15 protein-coding genes are annotated in these 15,532 nt (G+C 62.8%); 11 read left to right on the top strand and 4 right to left on the bottom strand.

All coding sequences use genetic code 11. From position 1 onward, the window contains the following. Positions 1 to 46 precede the first annotated feature (46 nt). The 3 genes from NIBR502773_RS05080 to NIBR502773_RS05070 are packed head-to-tail and all read left to right on the top strand — an operon-like array spanning position 47 to position 5,697. Complete coding sequence (locus NIBR502773_RS05080) at positions 47 to 1,153, top strand: efflux RND transporter periplasmic adaptor subunit (protein WP_141155546.1); 1,107 nt, start codon at positions 47 to 49, stop codon at positions 1,151 to 1,153. Between the two features lie 21 nt (positions 1,154 to 1,174). Further along, complete coding sequence (locus tag NIBR502773_RS05075) at positions 1,175 to 4,258, top strand: MexW/MexI family multidrug efflux RND transporter permease subunit (RefSeq protein WP_141155545.1); 3,084 nt, start codon at positions 1,175 to 1,177, stop codon at positions 4,256 to 4,258. Continuing rightward, the gene (locus tag NIBR502773_RS05070) at positions 4,255 to 5,697 is read left to right on the top strand and encodes an efflux transporter outer membrane subunit (RefSeq protein ID WP_141155544.1); all 1,443 of its coding nucleotides are present in this window, start codon (positions 4,255 to 4,257) and stop codon (positions 5,695 to 5,697) included. Before NIBR502773_RS05075 ends, NIBR502773_RS05070 begins: the two co-directional genes overlap by 4 nt. Here NIBR502773_RS05070 and NIBR502773_RS05065 read toward each other — a convergent pair. Together NIBR502773_RS05065 and NIBR502773_RS05060 are read right to left on the bottom strand one after the other, a co-directional pair. Then, positions 5,664 to 6,401, bottom strand: coding sequence for a nitroreductase family protein (locus NIBR502773_RS05065; RefSeq protein WP_027607433.1), 738 nt, complete (start codon positions 6,399 to 6,401; stop codon positions 5,664 to 5,666). The two genes, NIBR502773_RS05070 and NIBR502773_RS05065, sit on opposite strands and share 34 nt — an antisense overlap. Positions 6,402 to 6,436: 35 nt before the next feature. Continuing rightward, positions 6,437 to 7,090, bottom strand: a complete 654-nt coding sequence (locus NIBR502773_RS05060; protein ID WP_141155543.1) for a metalloregulator ArsR/SmtB family transcription factor — start codon at positions 7,088 to 7,090, stop codon at positions 6,437 to 6,439. A 342-nt stretch (positions 7,091 to 7,432) separates the two neighbouring features. On the opposite strand from NIBR502773_RS05060, the gene NIBR502773_RS05055 reads away from it, so the two are divergent. From NIBR502773_RS05055 to ribD, 8 genes are all read left to right on the top strand, one after another. After that, a complete protein-coding gene (locus NIBR502773_RS05055; RefSeq protein WP_115486974.1) occupies positions 7,433 to 8,488 on the top strand; it encodes a class I SAM-dependent methyltransferase in 1,056 nt (351 codons plus the stop codon). After that, on the top strand, positions 8,488 to 9,381 hold the full coding sequence (locus NIBR502773_RS05050) for a VOC family protein (RefSeq protein WP_141155542.1): 894 nt from the start codon (positions 8,488 to 8,490) through the stop codon (positions 9,379 to 9,381). The genes NIBR502773_RS05055 and NIBR502773_RS05050 overlap by 1 nt, the downstream gene beginning before the upstream one ends. A 74-nt stretch (positions 9,382 to 9,455) precedes the next feature. Beyond that, positions 9,456 to 10,487 carry an SUMF1/EgtB/PvdO family nonheme iron enzyme gene (locus tag NIBR502773_RS05045; protein ID WP_027607437.1) on the top strand — a complete coding sequence of 344 codons (1,032 nt, stop codon included), beginning with the start codon at positions 9,456 to 9,458 and terminating at the stop codon, positions 10,485 to 10,487. Positions 10,488 to 10,497: 10 nt separating this feature from the next. Continuing rightward, the gene (gene ribA, locus NIBR502773_RS05040) at positions 10,498 to 11,094 is read left to right on the top strand and encodes a GTP cyclohydrolase II RibA (protein ID WP_065940295.1); all 597 of its coding nucleotides are present in this window, start codon (positions 10,498 to 10,500) and stop codon (positions 11,092 to 11,094) included. A 28-nt stretch (positions 11,095 to 11,122) separates the two neighbouring features. Beyond that, complete coding sequence (locus tag NIBR502773_RS30835) at positions 11,123 to 11,791, top strand: WD40 repeat domain-containing protein (RefSeq protein ID WP_257228160.1); 669 nt, start codon at positions 11,123 to 11,125, stop codon at positions 11,789 to 11,791. Next, a complete protein-coding gene (locus tag NIBR502773_RS30830) occupies positions 11,788 to 12,810 on the top strand; it encodes a WD40 repeat domain-containing protein (protein ID WP_257228159.1) in 1,023 nt (340 codons plus the stop codon). Before NIBR502773_RS30835 ends, NIBR502773_RS30830 begins: the two co-directional genes overlap by 4 nt. A 17-nt stretch (positions 12,811 to 12,827) precedes the next feature. Continuing rightward, positions 12,828 to 13,484, top strand: a complete 657-nt coding sequence (locus NIBR502773_RS05030) for a cyclopropane-fatty-acyl-phospholipid synthase family protein (RefSeq protein ID WP_141155541.1) — start codon at positions 12,828 to 12,830, stop codon at positions 13,482 to 13,484. Then, positions 13,481 to 14,584 (top strand): bifunctional diaminohydroxyphosphoribosylaminopyrimidine deaminase/5-amino-6-(5-phosphoribosylamino)uracil reductase RibD, encoded by a 1,104-nt coding sequence (gene ribD, locus NIBR502773_RS05025; RefSeq protein ID WP_227451416.1) that lies wholly within the window; start codon positions 13,481 to 13,483, stop codon positions 14,582 to 14,584. Before NIBR502773_RS05030 ends, ribD begins: the two co-directional genes overlap by 4 nt. On the opposite strand, the gene NIBR502773_RS05020 is transcribed toward ribD, so the two are convergent. Continuing rightward, the gene (locus NIBR502773_RS05020; protein ID WP_257228158.1) at positions 14,585 to 15,169 is read right to left on the bottom strand and encodes a trans-aconitate 2-methyltransferase; all 585 of its coding nucleotides are present in this window, start codon (positions 15,167 to 15,169) and stop codon (positions 14,585 to 14,587) included. Then, positions 15,088 to 15,312 carry a hypothetical protein gene (locus NIBR502773_RS30825; RefSeq protein ID WP_257228157.1) on the bottom strand — a complete coding sequence of 75 codons (225 nt, stop codon included), beginning with the start codon at positions 15,310 to 15,312 and terminating at the stop codon, positions 15,088 to 15,090. Before NIBR502773_RS30825 ends, NIBR502773_RS05020 begins: the two co-directional genes overlap by 82 nt. Between the last annotated feature and the right edge of the window lie 220 nt (positions 15,313 to 15,532).

Below are 15,532 nucleotides of genomic sequence, written 5' to 3'. Positions count from 1 at the left end.
CTGGCTGTGAACCGCGCGTAACGCACTCATCGTGATAAGGACGTCCATGAACAACAAGAAGATAACCAGCCTGGTGTTGATTCCGGTGGCGGTCATCGCGGTGGTGATGATGTCGCGCGCGCCGTCCCAGGCCCAATCCGCCGACGCCCCCGCCAGCGCCTTGACCAAGGTGGCCCTGGGGGCGGTGCAATTGCGCCCGGCCAATGTGTATTTCGCCGGCGTCGGTGAGCTGGAAGCGGCCTCCCAGGTGCAGGTTTCCGCCGAGGCAGGTGGGCGGGTCACCTTGATCAACTTCGAGTCGGGCCGCCAGGTCAAGGCCGGCGAGGTGCTGGTCAAACTCAACGATGCCCCGGAACAGGCCGAGCAGTTGCGGCTGCAGGCCCAGGTGCGCAATGCCGAGATCATCCGCAAGCGGGTGACCGGGCTGGTCAGGGAAAACGCCGCGACCCAGGAACAGCTCGATAACGCTCGGGCCGCCCATGACATGGCCCTGGGCGAGTTGAAAAAAGTCCAGGCCCTGATTGCCCAGAAGACTATCCGCGCCCCCTTCGCCGGGGTGCTGGGGATTCGCCAGGTCAACGAAGGGCAGTACCTCAATGTCGGCGACCGCATCGTCAGCCTGGTCAATACCCAGGTGCTCTATGTCAATTTCTCCCTGGATGAGCAGCTCAGCCGCCGCCTGGTCGTCGGGCAAACCGTGGGCGTGCTGATCGACGCCTACCCTGACCGGGTGTTCAAGGCGCGGATCAGTGCCGTCGACCCGATGATCGGCCGCTCACGCACGGTGCAGGTGCAGGCCACGCTGGAGAGCCCGGACGCCCCCCTCAAGCCGGGCATGTACGCCAGCGTCAAAGTGGCCGATACCGAAGTGGCCGATGTCCTGACCGTGCCGGAAACGGCGGTGGCCTACACCGCCTATGGCGATACCGTTTTCCTTGCCCGCCCGGACCAGGGCGCCACGCTGGTGGTCAAGCGGGTGGCGGTGAAAATCGGCCAGCGCCAGGACGGTTGGGTCCAGATCCAGGAAGGCTTGCACGAGGGTGACCAGGTGGTGACCTCCGGGCAACTCAAGCTCAGTGACGGCATGGCGGTGCAGGCGACCGATGACACCCTGGCCCTGCCTGCGTCCAAACCGCCTGTGACGGGCATCTGATTCTTCGCCCAGAGAACGCTCATGACTTTCACCGATATTTTCGTTCGGCGGCCGGTGCTCGCGCTTGTCGTCAGTATTCTGATCCTGCTGCTGGGGATCATGTCCTTGTTGCAGCTGCCAATCCGCCAGTACCCGATGCTGGAAAGCTCCACCATCACCGTGACCACCGAATACCCCGGCGCATCATCCGACCTGATGCAAGGCTTCGTCACTCAACCGATTGCCCAGGCGGTGTCATCGGTGGAAGGCGTGGATTACCTGTCGAGTTCGTCGGTGCAGGGGCGCAGCGTGGTCACGGTGCGCATGGAGCTCAACCGGGACTCGACCCAGGCCCTCACGGAAGTCATGGCCAAGGTCAACCAGGTGCGTTTCCGGCTGCCGGAGCAGGCCTATGACCCGGTGATCGAACGCTCGTCCGGCGAGTCGACGGCGGTGGCCTATATCGGGTTCTCCAGCCCGACCCTGTCCACCCCGGCCTTGACCGATTACCTGGCGCGGGTGGTGGAGCCGGTGATGAGCACCATCGAGGGCGTGGCCAAGGTCCAGGTGTTCGGCGGGCAAACCCTGGCGATGCGCCTGTGGATCGACCCCGCACGGCTGGCCGCGCGCGGCCTGACCGCCGCCGATGTGGCCGACGCGGTGCGCCGCAACAACTACCAGGCGGCGCCGGGCAAGGTCAAAGGCCTGTTCGTGGTCGCCAACCTGCGGGTCAATACCGACCTGACCAACGTCAATGAATTTCGCGATTTGGTGCTGCGCAACGATGGCAACGGCCTGGTGCGCCTGAAGGATGTCGGTACCGTGGAGCTGGGTGCAGCGTCCAGCGAAACCAGCGCCACCATGGACGGCGTTTCGGCCGTGCACCTGGGGTTGTTCCCGACGCCCGGCGGCAACCCGCTGGTGATCGTCGACGGTATCAAGAAACTCCTGCCGGACGTGCGCAAGACCCTGCCGCCGGACGTCAAGGCTGAGCTGGCGTTTGAAACCGCGCGCTTTATCCAGACCTCCATCGACGAGGTGATGAAGACCCTGCTCGAGGCCTTGCTGATCGTGGTGATCGTCATCTACCTGTGCCTGGGGTCGTTGCGCACGGTACTGATTCCGGTGGTGACCATCCCCTTGTCGATGCTGGGGGCCGCGGCGCTGATGCTGGCGTTCGGTTTCAGCCTCAACCTGTTGACGCTGCTGGCGATGGTGCTGGCCGTGGGGCTGGTGGTGGACGATGCGATTGTGGTGGTGGAGAACGTGCACCGGCATATCGAGGAGGGCAAGACCCCGGTGGCGGCCGCCCTGATCGGTGCGCGGGAAGTGGCGGGGCCGGTGATCGCCATGACCATTACCCTGGCGGCCGTGTATGCGCCTATCGGCATGATGGGCGGCCTCACGGGTGCGTTGTTTCGGGAGTTCGCCCTGACCCTGGCCGGCGCGGTGACCGTGTCCGGCGTGGTGGCGCTGACGTTGTCGCCGGTCATGAGCTCGTTCCTGCTGCAGTCCAAGCAATCGGAAGGGCGCATGGCGCACCTGGCCAACCGTTTCTTCGACGGCCTGGCCCTGCGTTATGCCAAGGTACTGGACCTGTCGCTGCGGCATCGCTGGCTCAGCGGGCTGTTTGCCTTGCTGGTGATGATCAGCCTGCCGTGGCTGTACCAGTTGCCGCAGCGGGAGCTGGCGCCCACCGAGGACCAGGCCGGGCTGCTCACCGCGATCAAGGCGCCGCAACATGCCAACCTGGAATACGTCGAGCGCTTTTCCGCCAAGCTGAATGAGGTCTATGGGCGCCTGCCGGAAACCGTCAGCACCTGGATCATCAATGGCAGCGACGGCATCGCCTCGAGCATTGGCGGCATCAACCTGACGTTGTGGGGCGAGCGCGAGCGCACCGCCGCGCAGATCCAGGTCGACCTGCAGGCGGCCACCAACGATGTGGAAGGCACCAGCATCTTTGCCTTCCAGTTGCCGGCCTTGCCGGGCTCCACCGGTGGCCTGCCGGTGCAACTGGTGCTGCGCAGCTCCCAGGATTACCGCGTGCTGTACGAAACTATGGAGCAGATCAAGCAGAAGGCCCGCGACAGTGGGTTGTTCGCCGTGGTCGACAGTGACCTGGACTATAACAACCCGGTGGTACAGGTGCGGGTGGACCGGGCCAAGGCCAACAGCCTGGGGATTCGCATGCAGGACATCGGCGAATCGCTGGCGGTGCTGGTGGGGGAAAACTACCTCAACCGCTTTGGCCTGGAGGGCCGCTCCTATGATGTGATAGCCCAGAGCCCCGGCAGCGAACGCCTGACGCCCGAAGCCCTGACGCGCCAGTACGTGCGCACCGAGGACGGCACACTGATTCCGCTGTCGACGGTGATCCAGGTGTCCGAGCACGTCGAACCCAACAAGCTGACCCAGTTCAACCAGCAGAACGCCGCGACCTTCCAGGGCGTGCCGGCGGCCGGGGTCACCCTGGGCGACGCCGTGGCGTTCCTGGAAGGCGTCACCGCCGAGTTGCCCGTAGGGTTCAGCTACGACTGGCAATCCGATGCGCGGCAGTACACCCAGGAAGGCAATGCGCTGCTGCTGGCGTTCCTGGCGGCGGTGATCGTGATTTACCTGGTACTGGCGGCGCAGTACGAAAGCCTGATGGACCCGCTGATCATCCTGATCACCGTGCCGCTGTCCATCAGCGGCGCGCTGATTCCCCTGGCGCTGGGCTACGCCACGATCAATATCTACACTCAGATCGGCCTGGTGACCCTGATCGGGCTGATCAGCAAGCACGGCATCCTGATGGTCGAGTTCGCCAACGCCCTGCAGGCCCAGGAACATCTCGACCGTTCCGAGGCGATACGCAAGGCCGCGCAGATTCGCTTGCGGCCGATCCTGATGACGACGGCGGCCATGGTGGTCGGCCTGGTGCCGCTGCTGTTCGCCTCGGGGGCCGGGGCCAACAGCCGCTATGGCCTGGGGGTGGTGATTGTATCGGGCATGCTGATCGGCACTTGCTTCACCCTGTTCGTGCTGCCGACGGTCTACACCCTGCTGGCCCGCAAGCATTCCTTGGCGGCCGCGACCCCACGGGCCCAGTCCCTGGCGCAAACCCTGAGGAGCGAACCATGAAGCCCGGCAAAACTGTCACCACCGTGCTGGCGTTGGCGCTGCTCAACGGCTGCATGGTCGGGCCGCATTACGAAAAGCCCGTAACCCCGCCGATCAGCCTGGTCACCGCGCAAAAGGATTTGTTTGCCCGGCAGGCGCCGGTGCAGGCCCAGTGGTGGGCGTTTTTTGACGACGCCGAGCTCGATCGCCTGATCGACACGGCGCTGGCGCATAACCATGACATTCGCCAGGCCCAGGCCAACCTGTTGGCCTCCCGTGCGGTGTTCGATGACCGCCGGCTCGACCAGTATCCCGGCGTCACTGCTCGTACCGCCTATGGCCGCAGCCTGGAGCAGCAGTTGCCGTTCGACGGTGGGCCACCGGAGCGGATGCTGTCGCAGACCTATCGCGCCGGCTTTGATGTGCAGTGGGAGATCGACGTGTTCGGGCGTTTGCAACGCCTGACCGCCTCGGCCATGGCGCGTTCCCAGGCAGCCCAGGCGGACCTGGCGCTGATGCAGTTGAGCATCGCTGCCGACGTGGCGCGTTATTACTACGAGCAGCAAGGCTTGACCCGCAGCCTGGAAGTGGCCCAGGCCCAGGTCAGTGCCTGGCGCGAAACGCTCACGCTGACCAGCGCTCAGGTGCGCGCCGGCAGCGGTCAATTCGAGGATCAGCAAAACGCCCATGCCAACCTGCTGCTCAGCGAGGCGGCGATTCCACCGTTGCTGACGCGGATCCAGGAAACCGGTTATCGCCTGGACGTATTGACCGGCCAACCACCGCGTCAACAGCAGGCCCTGGCCAAGGCGCATTTCCTCGCGCCCCTGGCCCGGCAACTGCCCTTGGGCGATGTCGACCAGTTGATCCGCAATCGTCCGGATGTGGTCAGCGCCGAACGCTTGCTGGCCGCCAGCACCGAAGACGTCGGCGCCGCCACGGCGGACTTGTACCCACGCCTGAACCTGGGCGGTTTCATTGGCTTCTTCGCCCTGCGCGGCGGCGACCTGGGCAGCGCGTCCCGCGCGTATGAGCTGGCGCCGTCGGTGGACTGGCCGGCGTTTCGCCTGGGCAACGTGCGCGCACGCCTGCGCGGTTCCCAGGCCCAGGCCGAAGGTGCCCTGGCGCGCTATCAACAGTCGCTGCTCAAGGCCCAGGAAGATGTGGAAAATGCGCTGATGCGCCTGGCGCAGGACCAGACCCGCCTGGGCGCCTTGCTGGCGTCCGCCACCCATGCCGAGCAGGCGATCGACATCGCCAGCAAACGCTACCGCAGCGGTTCGGGCACCTACATGGCGGTGCTGGAAAACCAGCGCGCGTTTTTCCTGATCAAGAAGGACGTGGCCGATGCCGAGACGGCGTCCTACCTCAACGCCATCGCGTTATACAAGGCGCTGGGCTGGGGCAGTGGCGGTGCGCTGCAGGCTCAATCAGCGGACAAACCATTGGCCAGCAACTGAGCCTTGAGGTCGGGCCGGTAGTTACGTGCATACGTGCGGCCCACGGTGCTTGACCAGGACTGGCCGTCCGCACGGCCGATGATCTGCCAATGGCGCATCAGGTGCTGGTCATAGGCACTGATCGCCGGTGCCAGCGCGGCCGGGTTGTAGCGCTCGTCGTGACGGAAGGCTTCGATGCCCATGCGCGGTTTCTGTGCCGCCGGCTCGTGCACATGACCCAGGGCCAGGCCGCACAGGGCGAAGGTCTGCTCGGGCAGCCCGAGCAGCTCGATCATCGCCTCGGCGTTGGCACGAATGCCGCCCACCGGCACCACGCCCAACCCCAATGAACGTGCGGCGATCATCAGCGTGCTGAGGATGATGCCGCCGTCGGTGCTGGCGGCGATCAGCCCTTCCAAATGTCGCTGGATCTGCTGTTGCTGGCCATTGAGCGCGGCACCCACGGCGGTCTTGTGAAAGTCCACCACCAGGGTGATAAACACCGGCGCCGACGCGATCCAGGGCTGGCCGCCGGCTATTGCCGCAATGCGTTGGCGGGTGCCTGCGTCGCGCACGACCACCACGGAAATATGCTGGGCATTGAAGGACGTCGGCGCCAGGTGGCCGGCCCGCAAGATGGCATCCAGGTGTTCGTCGCTGACGGGCGTGGGTTGGAAGCTGCGCTCGCTGCGGTGGTTGGCGAGCAAGTCGATAGTCGGGGTCATGGCCTTATTCCTTTAGGGCGGTTGGTGTAGGGCGGTCAGGTGCGCGGTTGAATGTTATAGACGCAACGCCGGTCCCCGGAGATCAGGTGTTCGCAGCGTTCGACAAGGGTGTCGTCACCCATGGCTGCACGAAATATCTGCAGCTCCGAGCGGCAGAAACCCTGGCATTTGCGCGCGGCAGCGCAGATCGGGCAATGGTTTTCGATCAGCAGCCAACCTTCACCTGCGGGTTCCATATGCGCCATATAGCCGGCGAGTTCGCGGATGCGCACCAGGATGGCGACTTTTTCTTCCAGGGATGAGGCTTGCGAACACGCCTGGACGTATTCCTGGCGGTTGGTCGCTTCCATGCTGGAGATGATTTTTTCGATGCCGTCGCTGCCGAAAACGCCCTCGATGGATTCGATCAGGTGCAGGGTCAGCACACTGTGGGAATCGGGGAATTTATTCTGCGCGGTGTCCGTCAGCGCCCACTTCAACGAAGGGCGGCCGGCCCCGGAGGTGGGTGCCGAAACGCCGACGATCAGCTCCGATGTCTGCAATTTCTGGATTTGTTGCCGGGTTGCCTCAAACGTGAGTTCCAGCAGGGACGCCAGTTCGGTGGTTTTCAGCGGGCCACGGGTCTTGAGCAAAAACAGGATGCGTTCAGCGGTGGATGACTGGGTATCGTCGGCAGGTCTGGAGGTCATAAATCGCGTGTAACCATGGGGAGTGAGGGCATCACTGGAGTTCGTCGACCTTTGGCGCCATCCATTGCGTAAGGGGTAGTGGGCATGAGCATAGTCATTTTTGCTGCTCAGGAAAATAATAAATAAATGGAATCAATAGGTAATTATAAATAGCAAATAATTATAAAAGGTTTGGCTTGCTTTTGTAGGACTTACGACTAGGATCGTAGCTAGCTTTTTGGAAGCTGCTCGTAAACATTCATTTGCACACGACTCCGGACCGTTAAAAAACACGCTGCGTCCCGAGCACTCATCGCTCGCCGACGCCAGTGAAGACAAAAACATTCAAGGAAGAGAATCTGTATGAATGCGCAAAAGCCGACGACCATCTATGAGCACGCCGATGAAGTAACCGCTCTGTCCAGCGTGGTCGACCTGGTAAAACTCTCCGACCAGTATCGACAATCCGCCATCCTTCACTTCGCCGTGGCGCAGCACCTTTTCGATCACACCGCCCGCCCGGCTACCGCCAAGGCGATCAGCCAGCAATTGGGCTGGGTGCCCAACAAGGCGAAGATCTTTCTCAATGGCCTGGTCGCCCTGGGCCTGTTGAAAAAGTCCGCCGACACCTATACCAACCAGCCCCTGGCCGAGCGTTTCCTGGTCAGCCGCAGCGCCGAGTTCATCGGCCCGATCATTGCCCACCAGCGCTTGCAGTGGCAGAACTGGCCACGCCTCGGGGAAATCCTGAGCAGCGCCGAGTCCATGGATTTCCAGCAGGAGAACCGCTTCAAGCACGACATCGCCGCACGTGATGCCTTCAACGATGCGATGGTGCGCTTCAGTCAACCCATGGTCGATGTGCTCAAGGAATTGCCGGTGTTCGATACCGCCAGCAAGGTCATCGACCTGGCCGGTGGACACGGCACCTATATCGCCGAAATCGCTCGGCGGCACCCTCAGGTCCAGGGCGAAATCTGGGACCTGGCCGCCACGCGCCAGTCCGCCGAAAGCACCGTCGAGAAGTACCAGTTGGCGGGGCGCCTGACGTTCAAGGAGCGTAACCTGCTGGACCTGGCCCGCTACGAAGGTGAAAGCGCCGACGTGATCATGGTCAATGATTGCCTGCACTATTTCACCCGCGAAGAAACCAGCACGCTGATCCGCTCGGCGGCCCAATTGGTCAACGACGGCGGTTCGTTGCTGGTGCTGAGCATGACCCTGGAAGACGATGAAATTCACCCGGCGCTGTCGGCGGATTTCTCCCTGCACATGATGGTCAACACGGTGCACGGCGAACTGCATCCCACCCGCTGGATCGCCGAACAGATGGTTGCCCAGGGCTTTGAGGTGGTCCAGGAGCCTATCGGGCGCTACAGCCTGTTGATCGGTCGCCGCACTGAGGGGAGGGTTGCCTGATGCTGCGCTTTATTACCTTGTACAGCTCCGACACGGCCGCACGTCTGAACGGCTTTCTCGAGTCGTTGAACACCTGCGCGAAAACCGCCGGTTTTGAACTGTGCGCGGCCGTTGAGGGCGCGCAGTTACCCCAGGCCGACGGGTTTATCCTGCTGGTGTCGGCGGCAGACAGCCTCGATACCCTCACTGCCCGGCTCGCGGCATTGGCCGATGGCTACCACAACAAGGCGGTCAGCATCGTGCGCCTTGCCGAAGGCAGCGCCGGGCAACCTGCCGGCGATCCGCTGAACGCGGCATTGCTGCAACGCACGGCCTGTTTCATTTACCCCCATGGCCTGGCGATCACTGACGCGGGCGTATCCACGGACACGGTGAAAAACTGGCTGGCCGGTTTCTCAAAATTCGCCGCCGCGATCAAAATGTGGCGGTCCCTGGAAGGCGTATCCATCGAGGCGGCCGCGCTGGAATCCCAGCGTCCGCAACTGACCCACATCAACATCCTCACCCGTAACCTGGAAGCCTCCCAGGCGTTTTATCGCGACATCTTCGGCGCCCACTATTGCTACAACCTGGGGCCGCGCAAAGTGGTGATGGAGTTGAACGGGTTCGACTTCTTCATCGAACACAATCCCGACTTTGTCTACCCGCCGGGCTACCACATCGGCATTCGTGCGCTGCCGGAGGATGTCAAACGCATCGCCGACAAGGTGGCTGCCGACGACAACATCACCCTGGTCAAGGGCAATGGCCCCGCGCCGGGTTATCACCACGGTCCGGACAACGTCCGCACGGCCGTGTACTTCGAAGATCCCGATGGCCTGGTGGTTGAGGTGTACTCCACCGAAATCGAGATGATCGAGACCAATCGAAGGTTGCTGCTCGACCAACTCTGATACCTGACTGATCCACACGCCGAGCGGTTTCGCGCTCGGTCGTGGATGTGTTCGCTCGGAATAAAGGTGTACCTATGACGAATCAATACGGTTGGCATTGGCCGACGCTGCCGAGCCCTTTGCCAAAGAACGTGTCTGATCGGGTATTGATGGGCTACCCGCAGGCTTACGTCGAATATGAACTGACCCGGCAAATCGCCGACGCCACCGGACAGCTGATGAGTGCGCCCATCGAGCAACTGCTGCGGGTGGTCGAGTCGGTTGCCGAACCCCTGGTGCGGCGTATCGCCGCCGGTGAAGTGCTGGGCTACAAGGGCGACCCGCGCATCGACGTGTTCAGCCCCGCCATGTGCGACGTTCCTGCCGCCCAGGTCGAGATCGGCCTGGAGCCGCAACGCGTCGATGCGGTCATGACCGCCTACGCCGGGCTGGGCCTGGATCGCAGTTGGATCGAGAAAGAAACCCCCAACCATCGGGTCGACCTGGCGAGCTTTCGCATCGGTCGCTACCCGGTCACCAACAGTGAATATCGCGCCTTCCTGCTGGATACCGGTTATCCGTTCCTGCCGACCGGCTGGGCCTTTGGCCGCTTTCCCCAGCACCAGGCCAACCACCCGGTCTACAGCGTCAGCGACGTGGATGCCGACGCCTACGCCCAATGGCTGAGCCGACGCACCGGGCGGGCGTTCGCGCTGCCCAGCGAAGCACAGTGGGAATACGCCGCGGCAGGGCCGCAGCGCTCTCAGTTTCCCTGGGGCGAAACCTTCAATGTCGAGTACGCCAATACCATCGAGTTGGGGTTGCTCACGTCGACACCCGTCGGGGTGTTCCTCGAGGGCGCCTCGATGTTTGGCGCGCTGGACATGGCCGGCAACGTGGAAGAGTACGTTGCCGACGATTATCGGGCCTATCCGGGCGGGCCTGAGATCAACGATGACCTGGTGCTGGATGTTGGTAGGCACCGGGTAGCCCGTGGCGGCAGTTTCACCCGCTTCAGGGATCTTGCGCGCAATCAGCGCCGACATGGACGTTATCCAAGACCCATCTATGTCATGGGATTCCGTTTGGTAGAAAACCACTCTGGCCAGAACGCGACACTTCCATAGAGGCTATGCCATGGACACTCCAGTAACGCTTCATACGCAAGTTCCCATCTCCATTCTTGGCGGTGAGGTCAACGCCCACTTCTACGGGTTCAAGGGCTTTGACAAGAACAATGAACACTTTGCCGTCAAAGCCGGTGAGCCCGATGCCGATGTGCCCCTGGTGCGCGTGCATTCCGAATGCATCACCGGTGATGTATTCGGTTCCCAGCGCTGCGATTGCGGCCCGCAGTTGCAGGAAGCCCTGAAGGCGCTCGATGCCGAAGGCGGCTACCTGATCTACCTGCGCCAGGAAGGTCGCGGTATCGGCCTGTATTCGAAGTTCGAAACCTACCTGCTGCAAGACGCCGGCATGGACACCTACGAGGCCAACGTGAAGCTCAACCACCCGGAAGACTCACGCAGTTTCGCCCCGGCGGTCGCCATGCTGCGGGCCCTGGATGTGCATCGCTGCCGGCTCCTGACCAACAACCCGGACAAGGTCAAGCAGTTGCGCGATGGCGGGATCGACGTGGTCAGCTCAGTGCCGACCGGGGTGTTCCTGACCAAGCACAACCACAACTACCTGCGATCAAAAGTCAGCAAGTCGAGCCACACCATCAAGCTTTGATTTCATTCTCCAGGAAAAGGACTTTTCGATGAGACACATAGGCCCTATCAGCGGCGTCGCCGCCCATGCTGGTGAGTTCATCGCCACCGCCGGCTACGACAACCAAGTCATTCTGTGGAACGCCCAGACCGGGCATTCGATCCACCGTGTCAGCCATGACCACCTGGCCAACCAGTGCGCGTTCAGTGCCGATGGCAAGTACCTGGTGAGCGCCAGCAGCGACTACACCGCCCGCGTCTGGGAAGTGCCGAGCATGCGCCTCAAGGCGGTGCTGTCGGGGCATGACGACGACGTGGAAATGGCAGTGTTCTCGCCGGACGGTGCGTCGATCGCGACCTGCTCGCGCGATCATCAACTGCGCCTCTTCGACCTCGACGGCAACCTCAAGGGCACCTGTCGGGGGCATCAGGCCGATGTGATTTCCGTGGTCTGGTCGCCGGATGGCAAGCGCCTGATTTCCAGCAGCGACGACGGCACTGTACGCCAGTGGGACACCAGCACCTTCGAGCAATGCGATGAAGTCGACATCGGCGGCGTCGAGACCGATACCGTCGCCATTACCCGTGCCGGCGTGGTGTTTGCCGGTGACGATGAAGGGCGCATCTCGATCATCCATGGGGCGAGATCCGCTCCATTCCTGCCCACGATGCCGGGATCAAGCGCATTGTCTGGAATGATGAAAAACAGCTGCTGGTGACCTTGAGTTATGACCGCCTGGCGATCCTCTGGCGCTTCGATGGCACCCAGCTGGAGCGCCTGCGCAGCACCAATTTGCCGAGCATCGTCTGGCCGCGCAGCTGTGCGTTCGTCGGCAGTGACGCCTTGGTGTTCGCCACCTTCGGCTCGCGCTACGCCACTTGGGATTATGAACACGATCAGTGGACCGTGGACGGCATTCAGCCGGCGGTGAGTATCAACGCCGTGGTGACCACCGAGGGCGGGCAATACAGCATCGGTGACGCGGGCCTGCTGTTTCGCGATAACCAGCCCGTGAGCGGCGTCGGCAGCCTGTGCAACTTCCTGCTGCCGTTCGGCCCACTGTTGCTGACCGGTGGGCAGATGGGCCAGGTGTTCGATGCCCTCAGCGGGCGCCTGTTGTATCAGCATCGCTCGCCGCTCAATTGCGGCACCACGTTCCAGCGCAATGGCCAGCTTCATGCACTGATCGGAACCTACACCGGCGAAGGCCTGGTGTTTGTCATCGCCGGCGATAACAGCCTGGAACTGGTGGCCTCGATCCCGATGCACGACAACGCGATCAAAGGCGTGGCCGCCAACGAGCATCACTTGTTCAGCGTGTGCGCCTCGGCCGCCGCCGCCCTGCACAATATCAGCGACTTCAGTTGCGCGCGGCATATCGAAAATGCCCACACGCGCATCTCTAACGGTTGCTGCCGGGTCGACGGCGGTTTCGCCAGCATTGGTCGCGACCTGAAGCTGCGCCTGTGGCTGGAGTCCGGTGACGAGGTCTATGACACGCCGCACCGCAATTCCATCAAGTGCATTTGTGCCTCGGCCGACGGGGAGGTGATTGCCACCGCGAACTACAGCGGCACCATCGCGCTGTTCGACTTGCCCAGCCGTTCCTGGCAGCAAGTGCAGCGTCCCACCGCCAGTGGTATCTCCTGCATCACCCACAGCACGGCCAGTGATGACTTCCTGGCCAGTTCCTACGATGGCCAGATCTACGGGATTGCCACCCGTCGCGCCTCTTGACCCAAGGACCGCCTGATATGAGCAAGCAAGCGCAATTCATGGACGTATCGACGTACCGCCGGGCGCTCGACACCTCATTTGTCCACCGCTACAGCCATGGTGAAGATGAGTGGTCCTGGGACATCGGCATGGCCAAGGCCGCCCGGGTCTTCCTCGAGGCACTGGGGCCGACGCCGGACCAGCACATCCTCGACGTGGGCGTCGGCCGTGCGCGGGATGCCTCTGAGTTCATCCTGGCAGGACACCGGGTGACCGGCCTGGACATCGTCGAGAATTCCAGCTGGCCGCTGCTGCGCAAACGCTGGGGCGAGCGTCTCAGCCTGGTGTGCAGCGCCCTGCAGGATTGGCAGCCACCAGCAGGAGAGGTGTTTGACGGCGTACTCGACAATGGCTGCTTCCATCACCAGCATCCGGATGAGTGGAGCCGTTACCTGGCCAATATCCGCCAGTACGCCCGCCCTGGCGCGTTGATCGGGCTCAACGTCTTCGGCGTCGACGCGAGCAACCCGGAGCCGGGCTGGCGCGAGATGGATAACCAGCGTCAAGGTTATTTCTTCACCGGGCAGGGCGTGCGCGACACCCTGGAAGCGTTTGGTTTCACTTGGCAGGACCTGGTGGTAATCGAGCGCCAGCATGGTGAGGCGGTGTACCTGTTGGCGCTGGTTCGCACATGAGCCTGGCGCTGGCGCGCGACATGCACTTCATGCGGCTCGCCCTGAAACTGGCTGACCGCGGCGCCTTTACCACGGCGCCGAACCCGCGGGTCGGTTGCGTGATCGCCAAGGGCGACCTGCTGCTTGGCCAGGGCTGGCACGAGTGGGCGGGGCAGGCACACGCCGAAGTCAATGCCCTGCGCGAGGCGGGCGTCGATGCGCGGGGCGCCACCGCCTATGTCACCCTGGAGCCGTGCGGCGGTCATGGGCGCACGCCGCCTTGTGCCGACGCGTTGATCAGGGCCGGCGTGGCGCGAGTGGTGATCGCCAGTGTCGACCGCTCCCAGCATGAGCATCATGGCATTGAGCGGCTTGAGGCGGCGGGGGTGCTGGTCGAACACTTGCCGTGTCCGGAGGCGCGCGAGTTGAACCAGGGGTTTTTCTCGCGTACCGAGCGCAAGCGGCCGTGGCTGAGGGTCAAGCTGGCCATGAGCCTGGACGGGCGCACGGCCCTGGGTAACGGGCAATCCAAATGGATCACTTCGCCCGAGGCCCGGGACGATGTACAAGTGTGGCGCGCCCGGGCCTGCGCGGTGCTCACCGGCAGCGGCACGCTGCTGGCGGACAACCCGCGCCTGACGGTGCGCCTGCCCGACCCGCACGCGGCGTTTTCCGTTCCGCTGCGGGTGGTGCTCGACCAGCATCTCAAGGGCGATGCCCAGGCCCATGTGCTGGATGGTGCGGCACCGACCCTGGTGTTTCATGGCCCCGGCGTCCAGCCGGCGCACCCACCCCCTGCGGGTGTGCGTTTCCGGCAGGTCGGGGTGGACGGCGAAGGGCTTGACCTGCGAGAGGTCATGACGGTCCTGGCTGAGGAGGGGTGCAACGAGGTCCAGGTCGAGGCCGGCCCGGTATTGTGTGGCGCCTTTGCGGCGGCAGGCCTGGTGGATGAATGGCTGGTCTACATCGCCCCGCTGTTCCTGGGCAGTGATGCACGGCCGTTGCTGGCGCTGGATGGCTTGACCGATCTGGGCCAGGCGCAACCCTTGTCGATCATCGAGCAGTGCCTGGTGGGGGCGGACATCCGGGTGCGATTGCGCCCGGTCGCCGCCCCGGCGTGATTATTTGCGGCAGGTCAAACCGATCTGCAGGCTGTTGCGCTCGAACAGTTGCCAGTACCCCGCCCCCATGGTGGTGCGGCTGTGTTCGCTGATCAGCGGGGCGACCCAGGTGAGCTGGTTGAAACCGGCCACCCGTGCGGCTTCTTCGTACACGCCTTGCTCCCAGCGGTAGTAGGTAAACGGTGCGGGGGGCGATGACATGAATTGCGCATTGCAGCGAAACCCGCCGGCGACCGGGGTTTCATCGAACACCTCAATCCCGTAGCGAGTGAAATTGCCTTTTTGCAGTTCGAACGACGGGTTGGCGGTGTAGGCCACCAATTGACCACCGGGCTTCAGGTTGTCGGCCGCCGACTGAAACATCTTGCTCAGTTCGTCGACACTGCTGGCATAGTTGAAGAGCCAGGCCGCCGTCACCATGTCGTAGGCGCCGATACGGCCCATCTTCGCCACATCCCGCACTTCGTAGGCGATACCGTCGTTGGCTTGCCGTGCCTGGTAAATCATGTTTTCGGAAATATCCACGCCATGTACCTTGGCCGCCCCCAGTCTTTCAACTGGCGACTGAAGAAGCCATGCCCACACGCCAGGTCCAGGATATGCAGGCCCTCGATATGACCGACCATGCTGCGAAAGGTGTCGACCTCGACCTTGCGCTGAGAGGCCCTGGCGGTGAAATCCTCGAACTGTTCACTGATGCGTTCGTACACTTCTTTGGATTCTTTCATCTGCATGCCACTCCTTCGAATATGCGGGCTGGGGGATGTGCAAGCCTTGGCATTTTTATGCAAGGTATAACTTGCGATATTAGGCCTAACGCCTCGATTTAACAAACGGCTTGGTGGGCGGTGCGCCTCGATCGGGTCAGCCTGCTGATAGGCGCGCGCTGGGTTGATTATGTGTTTGTGGAATATCTTCTATTGTTTTGATCATTATTTTTAATGATTA

The sequence above is a fragment of the Pseudomonas sp. NIBRBAC000502773 genome (assembly GCF_006517195.1).
GTDB classification, from domain to species: Bacteria; Pseudomonadota; Gammaproteobacteria; order Pseudomonadales; family Pseudomonadaceae; genus Aquipseudomonas; species Aquipseudomonas marginalis.
The sequence above is the reverse complement of the archived record's forward strand: the minus strand, read 5'-3'. Positions and strand labels throughout refer to the sequence as shown.